The organism is Streptoalloteichus hindustanus (genome assembly GCF_900129375.1).
GTDB classification, from domain to species: domain Bacteria; phylum Actinomycetota; class Actinomycetes; order Mycobacteriales; family Pseudonocardiaceae; genus Streptoalloteichus; species Streptoalloteichus hindustanus.
The window spans coordinates 1-20,227 of record NZ_FQVN01000008.1 but is presented as its reverse complement, the minus strand read 5'-3'; the positions used below and the strand labels follow the sequence as shown (position 1 = coordinate 20,227).

The following is a 20,227-nucleotide window of genomic DNA, read 5'->3' as shown; positions in this document are numbered from 1 at the left end:
CAGCAGCCGCGCTACCGGCGCGGGGACGGAGCCGGGCGGGGTCAGCCGGAGTCGCTGGAGTGGCCGGGGAAGAGGTGGGCCGACGGGTCGAGGGTGACGGCGATGTTGTTCACCGCGGTCGCGGCCTCGCCGAAGCCCGTCGCGATGAGCTTGACCTTGCCCGGGTAGGCGGCGACGTCGCCGGCCGCGAAGACCCGCTCCCGCGAGGTGCGCATGGTGCTGTCCACCAGGACGTGCCGGTGGTCCAGCTCCAGCCCCCACGACTCGATCGGCCCCAGGTCCGCGATGAACCCGAGGGCGGCGACGACGGCCTGCGCGGGCAGCACCTGCCGCGTGCCGTCCTTCAACGAGATCTCCACCTCGCGCACGGCCTGGTCGCCGCGCAGTTCGGCGACCTCGGCGTCGGTGATGACCGGCACGCCCAGCTCGCGCACCTTGCGCACGGTCCCGGGGTGGGCGCGGAAGGTCGCCCTGCGGTGCACCAGGGTCACCGACCGCGCGATCGAGTGCAGCGCGAGCGCCCAGTCGAACGCGGAGTCGCCGCCGCCGACCACGACCACGTCCTGTCCACTGTGGACGTCCAACTGCGGCACGAAGTGGACGACGCCCCTGCCGTGCCAGCCGTTCGCCGCCGGCAGCGGGCGCGGCCGGAACTCGCCGATGCCGGCGGTGACCAACATGCTGCCGGCGACGACGGTGGTGCCGTCGGCGAGGCCGACCGACAGCCGCCCGTCGTCCAGTGTGGACAGCGTGCGCGCCTGCCGGCCGAGCAGGTAGGTCGGCTGGTACTGGCCGGCCTGCTCGACCAGGCCGGCCACCAGGTCCCGCCCGCGCACCGAGGGCATGCCGGCGACGTCGAAGATCAGCTTCTCCGGGTACATGGCGGTGACCTGGCCGCCCGGTTCGGGCAGCGCGTCCACCACCGCCACGGACAGGTCCCTGAACCCGGCGTAGTACGCGGCGAACAGCCCGGTCGGCCCGGCGCCGACGATCAACAGGTCGACTTCCATGACAAGCCGCCCCTCCGCCCGTGTGCCCACGGACAGCTCCTGTGGTGGGAGACCAAACGAGCGTATGCGCTCAACGCCACGGTGCCCACCGCCACGCGGAGGTAGCAGACTCGGTGGTATGGCAGATCAGGAGTACCGGGTCGAACGCGACACCATGGGCGAGGTCCGGGTGCCCGCGGACGCGTTGTGGCGGGCGCAGACGCAGCGCGCCGTGGAGAATTTCCCCATCTCGGGCCGGGGGCTGGAGCGGGCGCAGATCCGGGCGCTCGGCCTGGTCAAGGCGGCGTGCGCCCGGGTGAACGGGCGGCTCGGGGTGCTGCCGGCCGAGCTGGCCGAGGCGATCGCGGCGGCGGCCGACGAGGTGGCGGCCGGCGACCACGACGGGCACTTCCCGGTCGACGTGTTCCAGACCGGCTCGGGCACCTCGTCGAACATGAACGCCAACGAGGTCATCGCCACGCTGGCCGAGCGCCGGCTGGGCTCCCCCGTGCACCCCAACGACCACGTGAACGCGTCGCAGTCGTCCAACGACGTGTTCCCCACGACCATCCACCTGGCCGCGACCGAGGCGGTGCTGCGCGACCTCACGCCCGCGCTGGAGCACCTGGCCGACGTGCTCGCGCGCCGGGCCGAGGACTGGGCGGACGTGGTGAAGGCCGGCCGCACGCACCTCATGGACGCGGTGCCGATCACCCTCGGGCAGGAGGCCGGCGGCTGGGCCGCGCAGGTGCGCTACGGCGTCGAGCGGCTGCGGGACAGCCTGCCCCGGCTCGCCGAGCTGCCGATCGGCGGCACCGCGGTGGGCACCGGCCTGAACACCCCGCACGGCTTCGGCGGGGCGGTGGTGGCGGAGCTGGCGTCGGCGACCGGGCTGCCGGTCACCGAGGCCAGGGACCACATCGAGGCGCAGGGCGCGCGGGACGGCCTGGTCGAGTGCTCCGGCCAGCTCCGCACGGTGGCGGTGTCCCTCTACAAGATCGCCAACGACGTGCGGTGGCTGGGCTCGGGCCCGCGCACCGGCCTGGCCGAGCTGCGCCTGCCCGACCTCCAGCCCGGCTCCTCGATCATGCCGGGCAAGGTCAACCCGGTGCTGTGCGAGGCGACGATGATGGTCGCGGCGCAGGTGATCGGCAACGACGCGACGGTCGCCTTCTCCGGCTCGCAGGGCAACTTCGAGCTGAACGTGATGATGCCGGTGATGGCCCGGAACGTCCTGGAGTCGACCCGGCTGCTGGCCGCCGCGGCCCGGCTGCTGGCGGACCGCGTGCTGGCCGGGGCCGAGCCGGACGTCGAGCGGCTCCGCGAGTTCGCCGAGTCCTCGCCCTCGGTGGTGACCCCGCTGAACCGGCACCTCGGCTACGAGGAGGCGGCCTCGATCGCGAAGCAGGCGCTGCGGGAGCGCAAGACGATCCGGCAGGTGGTCGTGGAGCGCGGCCACGTCGACGCCGGGCGCATCACCGCCGAGCAGCTCGACGAGGCGCTCGACGTCCTCCGCATGGCTCGCGGTCGCTGACCGCGCCGGTCGTCCCGCCCTCGCGGCGTGCCTCGTCGGCGCGCCCGGGGGCGGGACGGCGGGATGGCGGCGGGCGGCGGCGGGGCCTGCCGCCGGATCAACCGAGGCCGAGGGCACATCCCACGGCCACCACGAGCGCCCCGGCCAGCGCGAGCAGGGACAGGGACTGCGCGCCCAGCGCCAGCGAGGCGAGCACTCCCGAGACCGGCATGAGGCCGACGAGCACTCCCGCGCGATCCGCTCCGACCCGGGAGACGCAGCTGTACCAGCAGATGTAGGCCACCGCGGTCACGATGACACCGAGCACGACCAACGCGAGCGCCTCGGTGGCGTCGGGCACCCGCCAGGCCGCCGCGCCCTCGGTGACCGTCGCGACGACGGCGCCCTCGGCGGCGGCGACGAAACAGGCCCAGGTCGAGACGCCGAGCGCGCCGATCCTGGCCACCGGGCGCACCGCGAGCAGGGTGAACAGCGCCTCGCCGACCAGCGCGAGCGCGGCGAGGCCGAGCCCGGCCCAGCCCCACGTCCCCCCGCCGGAGAGCGTCACGACCCCGGCGACCACCAGCACCGCCCCGGCCACGACCCGGACCCGGGGCCGCCGCCCCGTCGTCAGCGGCCCGACGAGGGCGAGCACGAGCGGGGACGCGCCGACGACGGCGGCCACGAACCCCGGCTCGGCGTGGCGTTGCGCGGCGAGCACGCAGGCGCTGAAGCCCAGCATCCCGGTGGCGGCGAGCAGCGCGAGCGCCACCAGGTCCCGCCCACTCGGAAGGGGGACGCGCTGTCGGGTGATGAGCGCCCAGGCCAGCAACGCGACGCCACCAATCGCGTACCGGACAGCCTGACCGGACAGCACCGGGTAGCCGTCGAGCAGGCCGGTGACCGGGACCGACGCGCCGACGATCGTGGTGGCGACGGCCCCAGTGATGATCATGACCCCGGAGTGGGACCCCCGGTGTCGCACGGCTGTGGGAGACTCGATCAGGTCAGTCACGCCATTCAGGTTCTGTGTCAAGTGGCCCACCGATAAGCTCCACTTCGGTGAAAAGCGACTGGGCCACTTTGCGAGAGCTGTTGTTGCCGGCGGTGTCGGCCGCCCCCCGCGGCCGCCGGGGCCGGGCGCTGGAGGTCGCCCTCCGCGAGGCGATCCGCGCGGGCCGGCTCCACCCGGGAACCCGCCTGCCGGCCACCAGGGACCTCGCCGCCCAACTCGACCTCGCCCGCGGCACGGTGACCTCCGCCTACGACCAGCTCGTCGCCGAGGGCTACCTCGTCGCCCGCCGCGGCTCCGGCACCTCGGTGGCCACCAGCGCCACCTCGACCGCCGAGCACCCCCGGCCCCAGACGCGCGCTCCCGAACCCCACTGGCAGTTCGACCTCCGGCCGGGCCTGCCCGCACTCGCCGCGTTCCCCCGCGCCGAGTGGGTGGCGGCGACCAAGAGCGCCCTGGCCGAGCTCCCGGACGCCGAACTCGGCTACCCCGACCCCGCCGGCCTGGCCGAACTGCGCGCCGAGCTGGCCGGCTACCTCGGCCGGGTCCGCGCGGTGCTCGCCGATCCGGCCGACATCCTGGTCACCCACGGCTCGGCGGAGGCGTGCGCGCTGATCGCGGAAGTCCTGCGCGCCCGCGGACACCGGCGGATCGCGCTGGAGGACCCCGGACACCCGGGCCAGTCCGAACTGTTCGCCACGCACGGGCTCACCCCGGTCCCGATCCGGGTCGACGCCGACGGCCTGCGGGTCGACGAGCTGGCCGCCTCGGGCTGCCGCGCCGTGCTGGTCACGCCCGCCCACCAGTTCCCGCTCGGCGTGCCCCTGAACGCCCAACGCCGTCGTGAGCTGGTCGACTGGGCGCGCCGGTGCGACGGCCTGGTCATCGAGGACGACTACGACGCCGAACACCGCTACGACCGACCGGCCCTGGGCGCCGTCCAGGCCCTCGACCCGCGCCGCGTCGCCTACCTCGGCAGCGTCTCGAAGACGCTCGCGCCCGCGCTCCGCCTCGGCTGGGCCGTCATCCCACCGAGCCTGCGCGACACCCTGGTGACCGCGAAACGCCTCCACGACCTGGGGTGCAGCCCGCTACCCCAGGCGGCGTTCGCCCGCATGCTCCGCGCCGGAGGCTACGACCGGCACCTCCGCCGCACCCGCGCCGACAACCGCAAACGCCGCGACTCCCTGCTCAGCGCTCTGTCCGAGCACCTCCCGCAGTGGTCCCCCACCGGCATCGCGGCGGGCCTGCACGTCGTCCTGCGCCTGCCGACCGGCACCGACGACCAGGAGCTGTCGACCCACCTGGAGGACAACGGCGTCCACGCCCCGAGCCTGTCCTTCTACACCCGAAGCCGACGCCGAGGCCCCTTCCCCGGCCTCGTCCTCGGCTACGCGGCACACGGCCCCGACCGGCTCCGCGCCGCCATCGCCCGCATCGCCGAGCTCGCGGAGCCCTGAGCACGCCCGAACAGTCCACAGTGGACCAATCCACAATGGACTCTCCTGGACACGCCCTACCGACGCCCCTGAGGCTCAGGACAAACGGGTGATCTCCGCCAGCTTCCACCCATCCGCAGGACCCCAGCCAACCCGTTTCTGTCAGCCCCACATGGGATGTTGGAAAAGGGGGGACCCACCCCTACCTGACTATGGAATAGACAACGTCTGGTCGCTCCCGGTCGGTGTCTCCCTGCTCAGGCAGGGAGACCCCCTCCCAGTCGCCCCCACACAAAGTCAGCCGAGAGCACCGGACCGCACCACATCAACAAAGGACCCCCACGAGGACCCCTCGAACACAAGAGCCGCCCCGGCAGGGTCCTTCGAGTCCCGCACCGCCACCACCCGTCCAGTAGCCGCAACCTCGACGCAGTTTGCTTGGTCCGTGCTGTACGAGCTCTTCCGCCAACCTGTGACCTCAACGCAGTTCGCCTGATCGCTGCTTCGCGAGCTCTTGCGCCAACGCGCGGTGCCCAGCTCCAGTGCGGACACACTGCACCTCACTTCCTGATCGGGCACGTAGCGGCAGGGTCAGCCAAGAGCACGAGACCGCACCACATTGACGAAGGAACCCCACGAGGAGCACGCGAACACCAGAGCTGGCCCATCCGGGTTCTTCGAGTCCCGCACCGCCACCACCTGACCGGCGGCCGCGACCTCGACGCAGTTTGCGGTGTTGGTGCTCAGGCTGCTCTTGCGCCAACCGGCGACCTCCACACAGTTGGCAGTCGGGCTGCTGTAAGAGCTCTTCCGCCAAGGGGCGATGCTCAGACCCAACGGAGACATCTCTGTGCTCCTCCACTCTGTCAGCTCGCCTCAGCTGCGAGAGCGGAAACCAGGTCCACTGTTGCAGCCGGTGCAAGGGCCGCGTTGAGGATATTGGCGAGGGCCACCCGGTAGAAGGACAGATCAGCCGCCTCTTCCAGGAACATGCCCATCCGCTGGTTCTCCACGAACACGAGATCCGACTCCTCGGCAAACTCCAGGACGACGAACGGGCCTTGCAAGCCGCTGTGCGCGCCGGCGGCCAGAGGCACGACTCGCAACACGATGTTGGGACGTTGAGCCGCTTCTGCCAGGTAACGAAGTTGACGCGCCATCACCCCAGGTGCACCGACAGGACGACGCAGCGCGCCCTCATCGACAACTGCCCCGAGCGACGGGGCTGGTGACCTGCTCAAGAGTGCTTGCCGGGCCATCCTCGACGCCACCAGGTTGTCGACCTCGGTGTCCGAGAGCGTGGCGTTGATGCCCCGGATGATCGCGCGGGTGTACTCGGCGGTCTGGAGCAGACCTGGCACGAACATCGTTTCGTAGTTCTGGATGCGGGTGGCCTTGGCCTCGAACTCGATGAGGGTGCGCCACAGGCTCGGTAGGCCGGGTTGGCGGGTCCACCAGCCCTTCTGGTCGGCGGCGCGGAGCATCTCCACGAGCTCCTGGCGCTTGGCGGCCGGGACCTCGTAGAGGCCGAGGAGGGCGGCGAGGTCCTCGATCTGGAGGCCGCTCATCCCCGTCTCGACGCGGCTGACCTTGCTCGGCGACATGCCGAGCTTCTTGGCGACGTCGGCGCAGCTCAGGCCGGCCGCCTCGCGGAGTCGGCGCAGTTCGGCGGCGACCTGCCGGGATCGGACCGACGCGTGCGAGTTGCCGGGCACGGTTCCCCCTTCTCGTGGATGTCCCTCCCCGGCGTGTCATCATGTCGACACAGTTCGCGCAGCTTCAATCACACAATGTGATTAGTGCGTGCAGCGGTTGCAACGATTCACCCTTGCCGCCATGGCAGACGACGAAACGTCGAAGCAGCGCCTGCGGGAGATCGAGCTGAAGTTCATGGCGGAGATGCCCGTCGAACAGACCTGGGAAGTGCCCGCCAGCCCGAAGCAGGACGGGGGTCCGCTGACGGTGTCCCTCCGGATGCCCCACCTGCGCATCACGGACGGGGAGGGCCGGTACATCGTCGTTTCCCCCGACCAGGCGGAGTTGTTGAGCTCCCGGCTCTCCGACGTCTACTGCTGGTTGCGATACGACGCCCCGGAGTCCTGATCCTCGGGCGAATGTCGGCCAACGGGGTGACGATGGTGTGGTGCTGCTCGCCGATGTGGTGGGGACCTCGGCGGCGGTGGCCGCCACCGGGTCGCGGAAGGCGAAGACCGAGGCGCTCGCCGCGTTGCTGGCGCGCGCGGCGCCCGACGAGGTGGAGGCGGCCACCGCGTTCCTCTCCGGTGAGCCGCTCCAGGGGCGGTTGGGCATCGGCTGGGCGACGCTCGCGGAGTTGCGGGTGCCGCCCGCCCCCACGCCGACGTTGACCGTGGGCGCGGTCGACAAGGCGTTGGAGATCCTGCGCACCGCCGGCGGCAGCGGGTCGGCCCAGCGGCGTCGCAACCTCCTGGCGGAGCTGTTCGGCCAGTCCACGGCCGCCGAACAGGACTTCCTGTTCCGGCTCCTCACCGGCGAGCTGCGGCAGGGCGCGCTGGAGGGCGTGATGGTGGAGGCGATCGCGGCCGCGTCCGAGGCGCCCACCGAGGCGGTCCGCCGGGCCTTCATGCTCTCCGGCCGGCTGCCCGCGACGGCGGCGGCCGCGCTCGTGGGCGGGGAGTCGGCGCTCGCGGCGTTCCGGCTGGAGCTGGGCCGGCCCCTGCGGCCGATGCTGGCCTCGCCGGCCGAGAGCCTGGACGACGCGCTGGCCGAGCTGGGGCCGGCCTCGGTGGAGTTCAAGCTCGACGGGGCGCGCATCCAGCTCCACCGGGACGGCGACGAGGTGCACGTCTACACCCGGACGCTCCGGGAGATCACCCGGAGCGTCCCCGAGCTGGTCGAGCTGGCCCGCACGCTGCCGTGCCGGAGCATCGTGCTGGACGGGGAGACCCTCGCGTTGGACGACGACGGCCGGCCCCGGCCGTTCCAGGAGACGATGAGCCGCTTCGGCGCGGCGTCCGCCCACGAGCTGCTGCTGCACCCGTACTTCTTCGACTGCCTGCACCTGGACGGCGCGGACCTGCTGGACGCGCCCCTGCTCGCCCGGCTCGACGCCCTCGACCGGGCCGCCGCCGCGCACCGCATCCCGGCCGCGCTCGCGCCGAGCAGGGAGGGCGCGGCGGCACTGCTCGACCAGGCGTTGGCCGCCGGCCACGAGGGCGTGATGGCCAAGGCCCTCGACTCGCCGTACGCGGCGGGTCGGCGGGGCCGGGCGTGGCAGAAGGTCAAGCCGGCGCACACGCTGGACCTGGTCGTGCTGGCCGCCGAGTGGGGCCACGGCCGGCGGACCGGGTACCTGTCCAACCTGCACCTCGGCGCGCGGGACCCGGACGGCGGGCCGCCGGTGATGGTCGGCAAGACCTTCAAGGGCCTCACGGACGAGCTGCTGGCGTGGCAGACCCGGGAGTTCCTGGCCAGGGAGACCTCGCGCGACCGGAACACCGTGTACGTGCGGCCGGAGCTGGTGGTGGAGATCGAGCTGGACGGCGTACAGGTCAGCCCGCGCTACCCCGGCGGGGTCGCCCTGCGGTTCGCCCGCGTGCTGCGCTACCGACCGGACAAGGGCGCCCGGGATGCGAACACCCTGGACGAGGTCACAGCGATGTTGCCCGGATCGGCGTAGTCTCGTGCAATCGTGCGCTTCCTCGACGGGCACGAGCCCCGCAACGACCTGACCTACGACGACGTCTTCCTGGTCCCGCGCCGGTCCGGCGTCGAGTCGCGGTTCGACGTCGACCTGGCGACCGTGGACGGTTCCGGCGCCACGATCCCCATCGTCGCCGCCAACATGACCGCCGTCGCCGGCCGCCGGATGGCCGAGACGCTCGCCCGCCGGGGCGGCCTGGCGATCCTGCCGCAGGACGTGGCCCCGGAGGCGGTCGCCGAGATCGTCTCCTGGGTCAAGGACCGGCACCCCGTGTGGGACACCCCGCTGGTGCTGCACGCCGGCGACGCGGTGGCCGACGCCCTCAACCTGCTGCCGAAGCGGGCGCACGGCGCGGTCGTCGTGGTCGACGACGACGCCCGGCCGGTCGGCGTGGTCGACGAGGCCGCCTGCGCCGGCGTCGACCGGTTCACCCGGGTGGGCGAGATCGCGAACCGGGAGATCCTCACGCTGCCGCTGGAGACCGAGCCCAGGAAGGTCTTCGAGGAACTGCACGGCCGCACCGCCAGGGTGGCGCTGGCCGTCGACGCCGACGGGCGGCTGGCCGGCGTGCTGACCGAGGTCGGCGCGCTGCGCGCGGAGATCTACCAGCCCGCGCTGGACGCCGACGGCCGGCTGCGGGTGGGCGCGGCGGTCGGCGTGAACGGCGACGTCGCGGCGAAGACCCGCGCGCTGCTCGACGCCGGGGTGGACGTGCTGGTGGTGGACACCGCGCACGGGCACCAGGAGAAGATGATCAGCGCGCTGCGCGCGGTCCGCTCGGTGCACCCGGTCGGCTCGTCCGTGCCGGTCGTGGCCGGCAACGTGGTCAGCGCCGAGGGCGTGCGCGACCTGGTGGCGGCCGGCGCGGACATCATCAAGGTCGGCGTCGGGCCGGGCGCGATGTGCACCACCCGGATGATGACCGGCGTGGGCCGCCCGCAGTTCTCGGCGGTGGCCGAGTGCGCCGCCGCCGCCCGCGAGCTGGGCCGGCACGTGTGGGCCGACGGCGGCGTCCGGCACCCGAGGGACGTGGCGCTGGCGCTGGCCGCCGGCGCGTCCTCGGTGATGGTCGGCTCCTGGTTCGCCGGCACCTATGAGTCGCCCGGCGACCTGCTGCGCGACGAGGCCGGCCGGCCGTACAAGGAGTCGTTCGGCATGGCGTCCAAGCGGGCGGTCTCCGCGCGGACCCGCACCGACAGCGCGTTCGACCGGGCCCGCAAGGCGTTGTTCGAGGAGGGCATCTCGTCCTCGCGGATGCGGCTGGACCCGACCGCGCCGGGCGTGGAGGACCTGCTCGACCGCATCTGCTCCGGCGTCCGCTCGTCCTGCACGTACGCGGGCGCGCTCAGCCTGGAGGAGTTCCACGAGCGGGCGCTGCTGGGCGTGCAGTCCGCGGCCGGTTTCGCGGAGGGCCGGCCGCTGCCGAGCGGCTGGTGACCCTTTCGTCCTGAGCGGGGGCATGGGAGGTTCTCTCCCGTGCCCCCGTTCTCACTCCGCCCCGCCGAGGCGCGGGACGCCGCCGCCCTGACCGATCTGTTCCTGCGCTCCCGCGCCGACGCGATGCCCTACCTGTTCCGGCCGTACACGGACGCCGAGACGGCGACCTGGATGTCGGCCCACGTGCTGCCGACGCACGAGGTGCACGTGGCGGTGGACGACGGGACCATCGTCGGGTTCGTCGCGGTGCGGGGAGAGGAGCTGGCGCACCTCTACGTCGATCCGGCGGCGCAGGGCCGCGGAGTGGGGACGACGTTGCTGGACCGGGCCAAGCGGGATCGGCGGCGGTTGGAGCTCTTCGTCTTCCAGCGCAACGAGCGCGCCCGCGAGTTCTACTACCGGCACGGATTCCGGCTGGTCGACCGCAACGACGGCAGTCGCAACGAGGAACGCGAGCCGGACGCCCGCTACTTCTGGACGGGGCGCTGATCCGGCTCCAACCCGCCGTTCCCCGGCGGCGCCTGATCATCCGTCCACTCCGGACAGCCCCCACCCGCCCTGGGGGGCGACCCCGCTTCCAGCCTATCGATCAGCCACGAGCCCGACCAAGGGCAAAGCCCGCGCCTGTGGACAACTCGGGCACCTGTGGACAACTCCCGTCCCGGAAGGGTGAATCCCCACCAGGGTCGGAAGACCAGGTGTGCAATGAAAGCGCCTGCCAGCGCCCAACCCCAGAACGTCAACTTCAGAACGTCAACCCCACCACGGCCAGACCACCAGCCCAGGCCACCGCACGCGGGCTGACCACCCCGCCCACCGGTCTCCGGCGTGGGGCCGGGCCACGACGACGTGACCCGGCCCCCGCCCGTCAGGCCAGGTGATCACCCTCCAGCACCTCGGTGACCAGCGCCGCGATCGGCGACCGCTCCGAGCGCGTCAACGTCACGTGCGCGAACAGCGGGTGCCCCTTCAGCTTCTCGATCACCGCCGCCACCCCGTCGTGCCGGCCCACCCGCAGGTTGTCCCGCTGCGCCACGTCGTGCGTGAGCACCACTCGCGATCCCGTCCCCAACCGCGACAGCACCGTGAGCAACACGTTGCGCTCCAACGACTGCGCCTCGTCGACGATCACGAACGAGTCGTGCAGCGACCGGCCCCGGATGTGGGTCAGCGGCAGCACCTCCAGCATTCCCCGGTCCAGCACCTCGTCGATCACGACCTTGCCGACCATGGCGCCCAGCGTGTCGAACACCGCCTGCGCCCAGGGCAGCATCTTCTCGCTCTCGGTCCCGGGCAGGTACCCGAGATCCTGTCCACCCACGGCGTACACCGGACGGAACACCACGACCTTGCGGTGCTGCTGGCGTTCCATCACCGCCTCCAGCCCCGCGCACAACGCCAGCGCCGACTTCCCGGTCCCCGCGCGCCCGCCCAGCGACACGATCCCCACGTCGGGGTCGAGCAACAGGTCGAGCGCCACCCGCTGTTCGGCGGAGCGGCCGTGCAGCCCGAACGCCTCACGGTCGCCGCGCACCAGCTGCGCGCGTTTGTCCGGCGTCACCCGGCCCAACGCGCTGGCGGTGCCGGCGAGCAGACGCAGTCCGGTGTGGCACGGCAGCTCCCGCGCCCACTCCAGCTCGGGGCTGTCCAGATCCACGACCCCCTCCTTGTAGAGGGCGTCGATCACGTGTGACCCCACCTCCACGTCGGCCATCCCGGTCCACCCGGACGGGGTGACGTCCTGCGCCCGGTACTCGTCGGCCGCCAGCCCCACCGCGGCGGCCTTCACCCGCAGCGGCATGTCCTTGGTGACCAGGACGACGTCCCGGTTCTCGGCGGCCAGGTTCAGGGCGCAGGCCAGGATGCGGGCGTCGTTGGAGTCGGTGCGGAAGCCGGAGGGCAGCACCTGCGGGTCCGAATGGTTGAGCTCGACGTGCACGGTCCCCCCGGCGTCGCCGACCGGGACCGGGGCGTCGAGCCGCCCGTGCCGCAGCCGGAGGTCGTCGAGCAGGCGCAACGCCTCGCGAGCGAACCAGCCCAGTTCCGGGTGGTGGCGCTTGCCCTCCAACTCGCCGATCACCACCAGCGGCAGCACCACGGCGTGTTCCCCGAACCGGGTGAGCGCCCAGGGGTCGGACAACAGCACCGAGGTGTCGAGCACCATGGTGCGGATCGGGGCGGCGGAACGCCGCCGGCCGGAGGTGCGGGGGGAGCTGGAGGAACGGCTGGCGGTCCGCCTGGAAGAGCGCTGTGCTGTCACGGCAACTCCCTGCGGACGCGACGCCCGCGTCCGCTCCTCGGGTGGGCCGGGCACCGACCCCGCTGACCACTGGTCCGTCCGCCGTCGCCGGCGGTCAGACCGAGCCGTCACAGGGGCCGGGCGCCGGCCCCCTCGCGCTGCTTGCGAACGGTCGAACCGTTCCACCGACCACAGCCACGAACAGGGCCCCTCCCGGGGCGGGCCGTCTCGGACACGACCCACCAGAACGCACGCTACCTGCGGTTACCTCCCGCGGCAGGCAGGCACATGGGTGATTCACCAGAGCGTCATCGACACGCTACGTACGTCCGCGTCCCCTACCCCGAGTATTGACCTGGCGGCCCGGCAGCCCACGGGGGGTTGCCGGACGGGGTAGGCGGAACGGGGCACGGCCAGCGCGAACGGACGGACCGCGCGGCTGGTCCGGTGGAGGGCCGCCCCGGTCACTCAGGCGAGGCCGGTGGCCAGCGGCGACACGGCGGCGGCCAGCTCCTCCCTGACCACGGCCGGCACCAGCGGCTCGTCCAACAGCCGGCGGTAGCGCTCGCCCAGCGGCTCCCCGCTCGGCCGGGCCTCCAGCCAGGCCCGGAGCAGCCGGTAGCCCTCCACGTAGGTGGTGGTGTAGGCGCGCCACAGCGGGTCGGACAGGAAGCGCAGCATCTGCCGGGCGCGCCGCTCGTCCACGAGCAGCCAGCGGCACAGGTGCGCCACGACCTCGTCGGGGTCCGCGCCCCGGTCGTGCAGCAGCAGCGCGGCGTCCTGGCGCACCCCGAGGAGCTTGCCCATGGCCTGCTCCATGCGCTCGGCGAGCTCGCCCTCCATCCGCAGCCCGAGGTCGCCCATGATCTCGGCGGTCCACGGCCCCCAGCCGGCGCCGACCACCGCGTGCAGGCCCAGGTCCGCCAGGCCCTCGGCCATCAGGCACTGCGGGGTGTTCACCAGGAAGATCGTCTGCTCGGCCTGGCCCTGCTTGCCGACGAGCCCGGCCTCCTTGCGGCAGTGCTCGGTGTGGTGGCCCGGGTAGGACTCGTGCGCCACCAGGTGCGGCAGGTTGGCCATCCGGTGGCCGAGGTCGGCGTTGATGGCCACGCGGGAGCGGTAGTCGCCGAGGTAGTAGTTGAAGCCGCTCCACGGCTTGTCGGTGACCACCTGGTACTCGACGGTCTCCTCGGCGGGGAGTCCGTACTGTCCGCGCACGCGGTCCCGCAGCGCGCTGCTCAGCGCGAGCACACAGGACTCCAGCTTCTCCGGCGGAACCTCGTCCCTGGCCCGGAAGGCCGCGAGCCGGTCGGCGAGCGCGCCGTCACCGGGGAGCAGCCGTTCCAGCTCGGCGTGCGCCTCCCGGTAGAGGTCGGGGTCGCCGGGCGTGATCCGGACCTGGAAGTAGGACTCGACCTCGGCCACGAACGGCACGTCCTCGCCGGCCAGCTTGCGCCCCGAGCACTCCAGCGCGACCAGGTGCGCGTCGAGGAAGCGGCGTCGGTCCTCCGAGAGTTCCGCGCCGGGCAGCTCCGCGCGCAGCTCGCGAGCCCTGGCGGCGAGGGCGGCGGGTTCGGGTCGCGGCTCGTTGGCGACCTGCCGCCGCAGAAGGGGGTCGCCGGTGTACGCGTCGACGAATCCCTCGACGAGCCGGTCGAACCGGAGGCCGAGCAGAAGGTACTCCCGCACGAGCTGGGTGGCGTCCACGAAACAGCAGCCTACGGGGCCGTCCGAGCGGGTCCGCCCGCCGCGTCGGAGATCGCCCGGACGGCTAAGTCAGACGCGCTTTTAACACAGCACTACCGGTAGTGCTGAACGGGTCCGGTAACTCGTTCGGAGGGCTCGACCGACCGGGAATTCGTCATCGCCCACACCGGTGAGTGGATCACTACGGACCGTACGGCAAACCCCCGTCGTGGGACACCCGGAAATGCCTTTTTCGTCAGCACAAAATCACCATCAGTACTGATCGACGATCTTTTCACACAATGGCGTGATCACGATTTCCGTATGGCGGGGTGAGTGAGTACCGTGACGAATGCCAGTGCGGTCCCGACCCCGTCAGGACGAGGCGGACCGGGAAGAGGGGTTTCGACGAAATCCCTTGTCCGAGGTAAGGAGAGTGCGACAGTGCTCAGGAAGACTGCTGGCGTCCTCGCCGCCACTGCCGCGGCCCTGCTGATCGTGGGCGGGCCCGCGTGGGCGAGTGGCGGCCAGGACCACAACCAGGACAAGGCCAGCCAAAGCCAGTTCAAGGCCGGTCACAAGCACAAGAAGAAGGGGCATGGCCACCACCACAAGCCCTCGTACCACGAGCACAACGTCTCGTTCAGCGAGGACAACGACTGGAACGGCTCGGTCAACGTGCTGAACGCCAACCAGATCCAGGTCCCGATCGGGCTCTGCGGGATTCTCCCGATCCTGGGCAGCAACTCCGGGGAGTCGTGCGCGGCCGCGGCGGCGCAGCAGGAGTTCTGACCGACACGCTGGTCCCGGGCCGTTCGCGGCGGCCCGGGACCAGCGCCGTCACCGGAATTCCTCCCCGCCAGGGGCCCACCGCGCCCTCGGCTCGTCGGCGACGCGACGCGGAGAGCGGTCAGGACGCGCTCCCCGCTCCCGGCCCGGCTCCACCGGCCGGAGCGCCGCCGACGCGGACAGGACCAGCGAAGCGCCGGACGCGATGTCCGGCGCTTCGCCACCTTCGGGTGACAAATGCTCCGCGAGTCGAGGCGGAGCGTTTCTCAATACCACAGCAGACGGTCTCCGGAACCAGCGCTCCCCTCTCACGCACAACACCGCCCGCCATCCGAGCTGCGCTCTTGCGCACCCGGTCATAATGCACGCGACAAACCGCGTGCAATGTCGCCCGATGGTGTAGGCGAGTTTGGTGTCGCGTTCACCCCCTGGGTTAATCTTGCCGCGCCGAACGGCCCCGACCCGAAAGTCATCGGCGTCTTTTGCGACCCTGGTTCGGGTCAACCGGCAAGATCGGATCCGTCTTCGCGCGGGTCCACGGAGTTCCCAGCTCAGTGTTCAGCCAGAGGGAGAGCGGAATGCTCAGGAAGACTGTCGGCGTCGTCGCCGCCACCGCCGGCGCGTTGGCCATGATCGCCAGCCCCGCCGTGGCCGGTGGCGACAGCGAGGACAACGACTGGAACGGCGCCATCAACATCCTCAACGCCAACCAGATCCAAATCCCGATCTGCATCGCCCAGAACAACATCGCGATCCTCGGCGTCGCGGTGCCGATCCTCTCGCCGCAGTTCATGGGGAGCTGCGCGACCGCGGTGGCGACCCAGGAGGGTTGAGCCGCGCCACGTCGACGCGGGGCGTCGGAGTCGTCGACTCCGACGCCCCGCCGTTGCGTCGCCAGCGGGAAACTTTCGTGATCACACAATGGTGGTAGGCGGTTTCCGGTTTCCGGGGCCGGGTCAGTAGCGTCCTCCACGCCCGAGCTGGCGGACGCGCACCGGCAGCGGCCACACCCGCGCCGGCGTCGGCTGCCCCCACCGGTCCGCCCATCCGCCGGTCCGCCTTCGGACCACCGGAGCGACCTCGCCGACGGCCCCGCGCCCTCGGCGGAAGGGAGCGGAATGCACAGAAGGGCCAACGGCGAGGACATCGCCGCCACTGCGGTCGGCCGCGTCGACGACAGGAAGGCCGTCGCCGACCACGGCGACGACAGCCGGAGCGCCGCCCGCTCCCTCCCACGCCCACCGACCAGCTTGCCGTCCCCGGACGTGCCGCACGGAGTGACTCCAGGTCCTCCGCTCTCCCGGCGCACCCGCACCACCCCCTTCCGGAGGCCCGTCCACGCCGTGACCAGCACATGAACTGAGCGCCCCTCCGCCAACGCCAGCGGTCGATGTCGCGCCTTTCCCGGTCGACACCGACCGCTTTCGCCTTTCTTCGACAATTTCGTCACGCCACAAAAGACGTTCCCAACACCTTCGCGCCCGGGACCGGCGAGCGGTGCGCGGCGAATCCCGCGAGCCTTCGGAAGGACAACACGACCAGGTATCGCACAATAGTGTCACGGACTTTTGAACCGAGTCCGCGCACCGGTAACGTCGCCCGCGCCGTGAGATCGACGAACACAGGAAACGGCCACGGCGTCGCGGTGTTCCGAGGGGGTCCTCTCGGAATCCCCACTCATAGGACAGCCCCCGGACGCACGCCGCGCACAGCGGCGTCGCTGGCCCCATGGCCGGACTGCATTACGGGCGGGGCGGGAAGAAACGGAAGAGGAAGCACAATGCTCAAGAAGACTGCGGGCGTCGTCGCCGCCGCCGCCGGCGCCATGGCCATGATGGCCAGCCCGGCCCTCGCCGGTGGCGACAGCTCGGACAACGACTGGAACGGCTCGCTCAACCTCATCGACGAGAACCAGATCCAGGTCCCCATCGGCGTCTGCGAGAACAACATCGGCATCATCGCCGTCGTGGTGCCGATCCTCTCGCCGATGTTCATGGAGAGCTGCGCGGCCTCCGTCGCCACCGAGGAGGAGAGCGACCACATCAAGGTCAAGGACACCAGGGTCAACCACCACAAGCACCACAGCCGGTAAGAACGACGCGTCGACCGAACCGGCCGACCGCCCACACCAGGCGGGAACGTCGAGCGCCAACTCGACGTTCCCGCCTCTTTCCTGTTCTCGGAAAGATATCACCGAAACCCGGCGAAACATTCTTCCGGGTGATCGCCATCGTGGTTGTCGACGGCATCAGGCACCACCCGACGTCCGACTTCACGAGTCATCGACCAGCCCGAGGCACCGAACCGACGCAAAATGATCACCCAATAGTGGTGACGAGTTTCTCATCCCAGCCAATGACGAGTAACGTCCCCACTGCCGAACGGTCCCGACCATAACGACCACGGCACTTCCGCAGGGTTCCGGGAGGCACTCGCGGGACCCCTGTTCCAGAAGACCCTGGACGCACGTCACCCATGTTGTACACCGTGTTTCCAGAGGTTCCCGCAGCAAAAGGGAAAAGAGGATCGCGTAATGCTCAAGAAGACCGTGGGCGTCGTCGCCGCCGCCGCCGGCGCCATGGCCATGCTGGCCAGCCCCGCCCTGGCCAGCGGATCCGAGGACAACGACTGGAACGGGTCGCTCAACCTCGTCGACGAGAACCAGATCCAGGTCCCGATCGGGATCTGCGAGAACAACATCGGCATCATCGCCGTCGTGGCTCCCATCCTCTCGCCGATGTTCATGGAGAGCTGCTCGGCCTCCGTCGCCACCATGGAGGAGAGCGACCACATCCACGTCAAGGACACCCAGCACGACTTCCACAAGCACGACCACTACGGTCACGGCCACGGCCACCACGGGCACGGCCACGGCGGCCACGGGCACGGTGGACACGGGCACGGGCACGGGCACGGCGGCCACGGCGGACACGGCCACGGTGGGCACCACAAGAAGCAGGGCGACTTCGACAAGAAGCAGGGCGACTTCGACAAGAAGCACAAGCACCACAAGGAGGGCTGAGCCCGTCGGTCGAGCAGGTCGACCAGCCCACACGGAGCGGGGACGCCGAGCACCGGCTCGGCGTCCCCGTCTTCGTTCTTCCGGCCTTCGTCGTTCCCGCTCGTTCCCGGCGGCCCGACGCCCAGCCCAGTCACGACATCCGGCGCGTCGCCGGTGCCCGGATCAGGGCCCAGCCCGCGACTACCGTGGGCGGCCCATGAGGCCCACGACCACAGGCACGCCCCACCCGCGCCCAGCGCGGCGGATCAGCCCCCGAAGCGGCGGTGCCGGGCGGCGAAGTCCCGCAACGCGCGGAGGAAGTCCACGCGGCGGAAGGCCGGCCAGTACGCCTCGCAGAACCAGAACTCCGAGTGCGCGGACTGCCAGAGCAGGAACCCGCTGAGCCGCTGCTCACCGGAGGTGCGGATCACCAGGTCCGGGTCGGGCTGCCCGGAGGTGTAGAGGTGCTCCGCGATGTGGTCCACGTCCAGCACCTCGGCCAGCTCCTCGATCGAGGTGCCCGCCTCCGCGTGCTGGAGCAGCAGTTTGCGCACGGCGTCGGCGATCTCCTGGCGGCCGCCGTAGCCGACCGCCGCGTTCACCTGCATCCCGGTGCGCCCCTCGGTGCGCAGCGAGGCCGCCGACAGCCGGGCCGCGGTCTCGGTGGGCAGCATGTCCATGGCGCCGACCACCCGCACCCGCCACGGGGTGCCGGGCTCGCTGATCTCGTCGACGACGTCGGCGATGATCTCCAGCAGCGGGTCGAGCTCCTCCGTCGGCCGCTTCAGGTTGTCGGTGGCGAGCAGCCACAGCGTGACCACCTCGACGCCCGCGTCCCGGCACCAGGCCAGCAGGTCGGCGATCCGCTGGGCGCCCGCGCGGTGACCGTGGCTGACATCGTTGAAGCCGGCCTCCCGCGCCCACCGGCGGTTGCCGTCCAGGATGACGCCGACGTGCCTGGGCCGCTGGGCTCCTTCGAGCTGCCGGCGCAGCCGCCACTCGTAGAAGCCGTACAGAAGGTCACTGACACGTGCACGCAGCCCCACGTTTCGGCAGACTACGCCCCGCGCGAACCGGGCTCGTCGGGCACACTCGCCCTGTGCAGCCCGCTGAGCACCCACCGCGACCGTGGCAGGACCCGGAAGTGATCGAACGCGTCGTGCGGGGGATGCGCACCGTCGCCGTGGTCGGCGCGAGCGCCAGCCCTGACCGGCCCAGCCACCAGGTCGCGCGGTACCTGCTCGACCGGGGTGTGGACGTGGTCGCCGTCAACCCGAACCTGGACGAGCTGTTCGGCCGACCCGCCTACCCAACCCTGCTCGCCCTGCCCGGTCCGGTGGACGTGGTGGACGTGTTCCGCCGTCCCGAGGCCGTCCCGACGATCGCCGAGCAGGCGGTGGCGCTGGGCGCCGGAGCGCTGTGGCTCCAGTTCGGGGTGATCAGCGAGGAAGGCGCCCGCATCGCGGCGGAGGGCGGCCTGGACGTGGTCGTGGACCGCTGCCTGAAGGTCGAGCACGCGCTGCTCCGCTGAGCCGCCCGCCGACGCCCCGGGTGTGCGTTTGGGGGGCGGCCATCCGTTGAGCCGCATTCGTCCCGCGTGGGTGTTGCGCGTAGACCGACGGTGTCCCGCGGAACATCGCTCTTGCCTGGCGGAACCTACGCTCACGTAACCTCGTGCTCGTGACCGCTCCCGTGACACACGCACCGCAGGGACGCGCGCCAGTCCCGTTCCTCAAGCCACGGGCCAGAGGCTGGATCCACTTCTGGTCGTTCGTCGTCTCGGGCGCCACCGGCGCGACGTTGGTCGCGTTGGCCGCGTCCACGGTGTCGGGCAAGGCGGCCGCCGGCACGGCGGTGTACGCGGCCACCGTGTCCGCGCTGTTCGGGGTGAGCGCGCTCTACCACCGCAAGAACTGGGCGAGCGTCGTGGCGCGGACCTGGATGAAGCGCCTCGACCACTCGATGATCTTCCTGTTCATCGCCGGCACCTACACGCCGTTCGCGTTGCTGGCCATGCCGCCGGGCACGGGCGCGATCGTGCTGGCCGTGGTGTGGGGCGGTGCCCTCGGCGGCGTCGTCCTCAAGCTGACCTGGCCGCACGCGCCGCGGTGGCTCGGCGTGCCCATCTACATCGCGCTGGGCTGGGTGGCCGTGTTCGTGCTGCCCGACCTGCTGCACCACGCCGGTGTCGCAGGCTTGGTGCTGCTGTTGGCGGGCGGCGTGCTCTACACGGTCGGCGCGGTCTTCTACGCCACCGGGTGGCCGAACCCGTGGCCGCGGGTCTTCGGCTACCACGAGTTCTTCCACGCGGCCACGGTCATCGCGGCGATCTGCCACTACATCGCGATCTGGTTCACGCTCTACCCCTGACCAGGCCGTTTGCATCTTGTTGATCTCCTCAGGCCGTCGTCAGGCCGTCTGACGCCCATCACGCCGCCGA

The 20,227-nt window shown here is 71.5% G+C and carries 20 protein-coding genes; 12 read left to right on the top strand and 8 right to left on the bottom strand.

Going from position 1 to position 20,227, the window contains the following annotated elements:
* Positions 1-41 precede the first annotated feature (41 nt).
* Entirely contained in the window at positions 42-1,010 is a 969-nt protein-coding gene (locus tag BUE43_RS23310; protein WP_073486933.1) for an NAD(P)/FAD-dependent oxidoreductase, read from the bottom strand.
* A 118-nt stretch (positions 1,011-1,128) separates the two neighbouring features.
* Between BUE43_RS23310 and BUE43_RS23305 the strand changes: the two genes are divergently transcribed.
* Positions 1,129-2,523 carry a class II fumarate hydratase gene (locus tag BUE43_RS23305; protein ID WP_073486931.1) on the top strand — a complete coding sequence of 465 codons (1,395 nt, stop codon included), beginning with the start codon at positions 1,129-1,131 and terminating at the stop codon, positions 2,521-2,523.
* 97 nt (positions 2,524-2,620) lie between these two features.
* On the opposite strand, the gene BUE43_RS23300 is transcribed toward BUE43_RS23305, so the two are convergent.
* Positions 2,621-3,457: a DMT family transporter gene (locus BUE43_RS23300; RefSeq protein WP_073486929.1), complete on the bottom strand. Its 837-nt coding sequence runs from the start codon at positions 3,455-3,457 to the stop codon at positions 2,621-2,623.
* 107 nt (positions 3,458-3,564) lie between these two features.
* Between BUE43_RS23300 and pdxR the strand changes: the two genes are divergently transcribed.
* Complete coding sequence (gene pdxR, locus BUE43_RS23295; RefSeq protein WP_073486926.1) at positions 3,565-4,974, top strand: MocR-like pyridoxine biosynthesis transcription factor PdxR; 1,410 nt, start codon at positions 3,565-3,567, stop codon at positions 4,972-4,974.
* Positions 4,975-5,250: 276 nt separating this feature from the next.
* On the opposite strand, the gene BUE43_RS23290 is transcribed toward pdxR, so the two are convergent.
* The 3 genes from BUE43_RS23290 to BUE43_RS23280 are packed head-to-tail and all read right to left on the bottom strand — an operon-like array spanning position 5,251 to position 6,668.
* Entirely contained in the window at positions 5,251-5,505 is a 255-nt protein-coding gene (locus BUE43_RS23290) for a DUF397 domain-containing protein (protein WP_073486924.1), read from the bottom strand.
* 39 nt (positions 5,506-5,544) lie between these two features.
* Positions 5,545-5,799, bottom strand: coding sequence for a DUF397 domain-containing protein (locus BUE43_RS23285; protein ID WP_073486920.1), 255 nt, complete (start codon positions 5,797-5,799; stop codon positions 5,545-5,547).
* Between the two features lie 20 nt (positions 5,800-5,819).
* On the bottom strand, positions 5,820-6,668 hold the full coding sequence (locus BUE43_RS23280) for a helix-turn-helix domain-containing protein (RefSeq protein WP_073486918.1): 849 nt from the start codon (positions 6,666-6,668) through the stop codon (positions 5,820-5,822).
* Between the two features lie 121 nt (positions 6,669-6,789).
* Here BUE43_RS23280 and BUE43_RS23275 point away from each other — a divergent pair, with 121 nt between their 5' ends.
* The 4 genes from BUE43_RS23275 to BUE43_RS23260 are packed head-to-tail and all read left to right on the top strand — an operon-like array spanning position 6,790 to position 10,561.
* The gene (locus BUE43_RS23275; RefSeq protein ID WP_073487402.1) at positions 6,790-7,056 is read left to right on the top strand and encodes a hypothetical protein; all 267 of its coding nucleotides are present in this window, start codon (positions 6,790-6,792) and stop codon (positions 7,054-7,056) included.
* Positions 7,057-7,093: 37 nt separating this feature from the next.
* On the top strand, positions 7,094-8,611 hold the full coding sequence (locus BUE43_RS23270; RefSeq protein WP_200797654.1) for an ATP-dependent DNA ligase: 1,518 nt from the start codon (positions 7,094-7,096) through the stop codon (positions 8,609-8,611).
* 12 nt (positions 8,612-8,623) lie between these two features.
* Positions 8,624-10,072, top strand: a complete 1,449-nt coding sequence (locus BUE43_RS23265; protein WP_073486917.1) for a GuaB1 family IMP dehydrogenase-related protein — start codon at positions 8,624-8,626, stop codon at positions 10,070-10,072.
* 39 nt (positions 10,073-10,111) lie between these two features.
* Positions 10,112-10,561 (top strand): GNAT family N-acetyltransferase, encoded by a 450-nt coding sequence (locus tag BUE43_RS23260; RefSeq protein WP_073486916.1) that lies wholly within the window; start codon positions 10,112-10,114, stop codon positions 10,559-10,561.
* A 379-nt stretch (positions 10,562-10,940) separates the two neighbouring features.
* Here BUE43_RS23260 and BUE43_RS23255 read toward each other — a convergent pair whose 3' ends face one another.
* On the bottom strand, positions 10,941-12,236 hold the full coding sequence (locus BUE43_RS23255; RefSeq protein WP_143174340.1) for a PhoH family protein: 1,296 nt from the start codon (positions 12,234-12,236) through the stop codon (positions 10,941-10,943).
* Between the two features lie 543 nt (positions 12,237-12,779).
* Positions 12,780-14,018, bottom strand: coding sequence for a DUF885 domain-containing protein (locus tag BUE43_RS23250; RefSeq protein ID WP_073486913.1), 1,239 nt, complete (start codon positions 14,016-14,018; stop codon positions 12,780-12,782).
* A 423-nt stretch (positions 14,019-14,441) separates the two neighbouring features.
* Here BUE43_RS23250 and BUE43_RS23245 point away from each other — a divergent pair, with 423 nt between their 5' ends.
* The 4 genes from BUE43_RS23245 to BUE43_RS23230 all read left to right on the top strand — a co-directional run bounded on the left by BUE43_RS23245 (position 14,442) and on the right by BUE43_RS23230 (position 17,808).
* Complete coding sequence (locus tag BUE43_RS23245; protein WP_073486911.1) at positions 14,442-14,789, top strand: hypothetical protein; 348 nt, start codon at positions 14,442-14,444, stop codon at positions 14,787-14,789.
* Positions 14,790-15,364: 575 nt separating this feature from the next.
* Complete coding sequence (locus BUE43_RS23240) at positions 15,365-15,619, top strand: hypothetical protein (protein ID WP_073486909.1); 255 nt, start codon at positions 15,365-15,367, stop codon at positions 15,617-15,619.
* Positions 15,620-16,566: 947 nt separating this feature from the next.
* The gene (locus tag BUE43_RS23235) at positions 16,567-16,878 is read left to right on the top strand and encodes a hypothetical protein (protein ID WP_073486907.1); all 312 of its coding nucleotides are present in this window, start codon (positions 16,567-16,569) and stop codon (positions 16,876-16,878) included.
* A 441-nt stretch (positions 16,879-17,319) separates the two neighbouring features.
* Positions 17,320-17,808: a hypothetical protein gene (locus BUE43_RS23230; protein ID WP_073486904.1), complete on the top strand. Its 489-nt coding sequence runs from the start codon at positions 17,320-17,322 to the stop codon at positions 17,806-17,808.
* Between the two features lie 245 nt (positions 17,809-18,053).
* Here the strand turns inward: BUE43_RS23230 and BUE43_RS23225 are convergent, their stop codons facing one another.
* Positions 18,054-18,833 (bottom strand): isoprenyl transferase, encoded by a 780-nt coding sequence (locus BUE43_RS23225; RefSeq protein ID WP_073486902.1) that lies wholly within the window; start codon positions 18,831-18,833, stop codon positions 18,054-18,056.
* A gap of 98 nt (positions 18,834-18,931) precedes the next feature.
* Between BUE43_RS23225 and BUE43_RS23220 the strand changes: the two genes are divergently transcribed.
* Positions 18,932-19,318, top strand: coding sequence for a CoA-binding protein (locus BUE43_RS23220; RefSeq protein ID WP_234995873.1), 387 nt, complete (start codon positions 18,932-18,934; stop codon positions 19,316-19,318).
* A 149-nt stretch (positions 19,319-19,467) separates the two neighbouring features.
* The gene (trhA, locus tag BUE43_RS23215) at positions 19,468-20,157 is read left to right on the top strand and encodes a PAQR family membrane homeostasis protein TrhA (protein ID WP_073487395.1); all 690 of its coding nucleotides are present in this window, start codon (positions 19,468-19,470) and stop codon (positions 20,155-20,157) included.
* Positions 20,158-20,227 lie beyond the last annotated feature (70 nt).

Excerpts from the sequence above, each read along its gene's own strand:
- BUE43_RS23240 (WP_073486909.1), top strand. The coding sequence starts at position 15,365 with ATGCTCAGGAAGACTGTCGGCGTCGTCGCCGCCACCGCCGGCGCGTTG.
- BUE43_RS23285 (WP_073486920.1), bottom strand. The coding sequence starts at position 5,799 with ATGTCTCCGTTGGGTCTGAGCATCGCCCCTTGGCGGAAGAGCTCTTAC.
- BUE43_RS23310 (WP_073486933.1), bottom strand. The coding sequence starts at position 1,010 with ATGGAAGTCGACCTGTTGATCGTCGGCGCCGGGCCGACCGGGCTGTTC.
- BUE43_RS23275 (WP_073487402.1), top strand. The coding sequence starts at position 6,790 with ATGGCAGACGACGAAACGTCGAAGCAGCGCCTGCGGGAGATCGAGCTG.
- BUE43_RS23305 (WP_073486931.1), top strand. The coding sequence starts at position 1,129 with ATGGCAGATCAGGAGTACCGGGTCGAACGCGACACCATGGGCGAGGTC.
- BUE43_RS23255 (WP_143174340.1), bottom strand. The coding sequence starts at position 12,236 with ATGGTGCTCGACACCTCGGTGCTGTTGTCCGACCCCTGGGCGCTCACC.
- BUE43_RS23235 (WP_073486907.1), top strand. The coding sequence starts at position 16,567 with ATGCTCAAGAAGACTGCGGGCGTCGTCGCCGCCGCCGCCGGCGCCATG.
- BUE43_RS23300 (WP_073486929.1), bottom strand. The coding sequence starts at position 3,457 with ATGATCATCACTGGGGCCGTCGCCACCACGATCGTCGGCGCGTCGGTC.
- BUE43_RS23230 (WP_073486904.1), top strand. The coding sequence starts at position 17,320 with ATGCTCAAGAAGACCGTGGGCGTCGTCGCCGCCGCCGCCGGCGCCATG.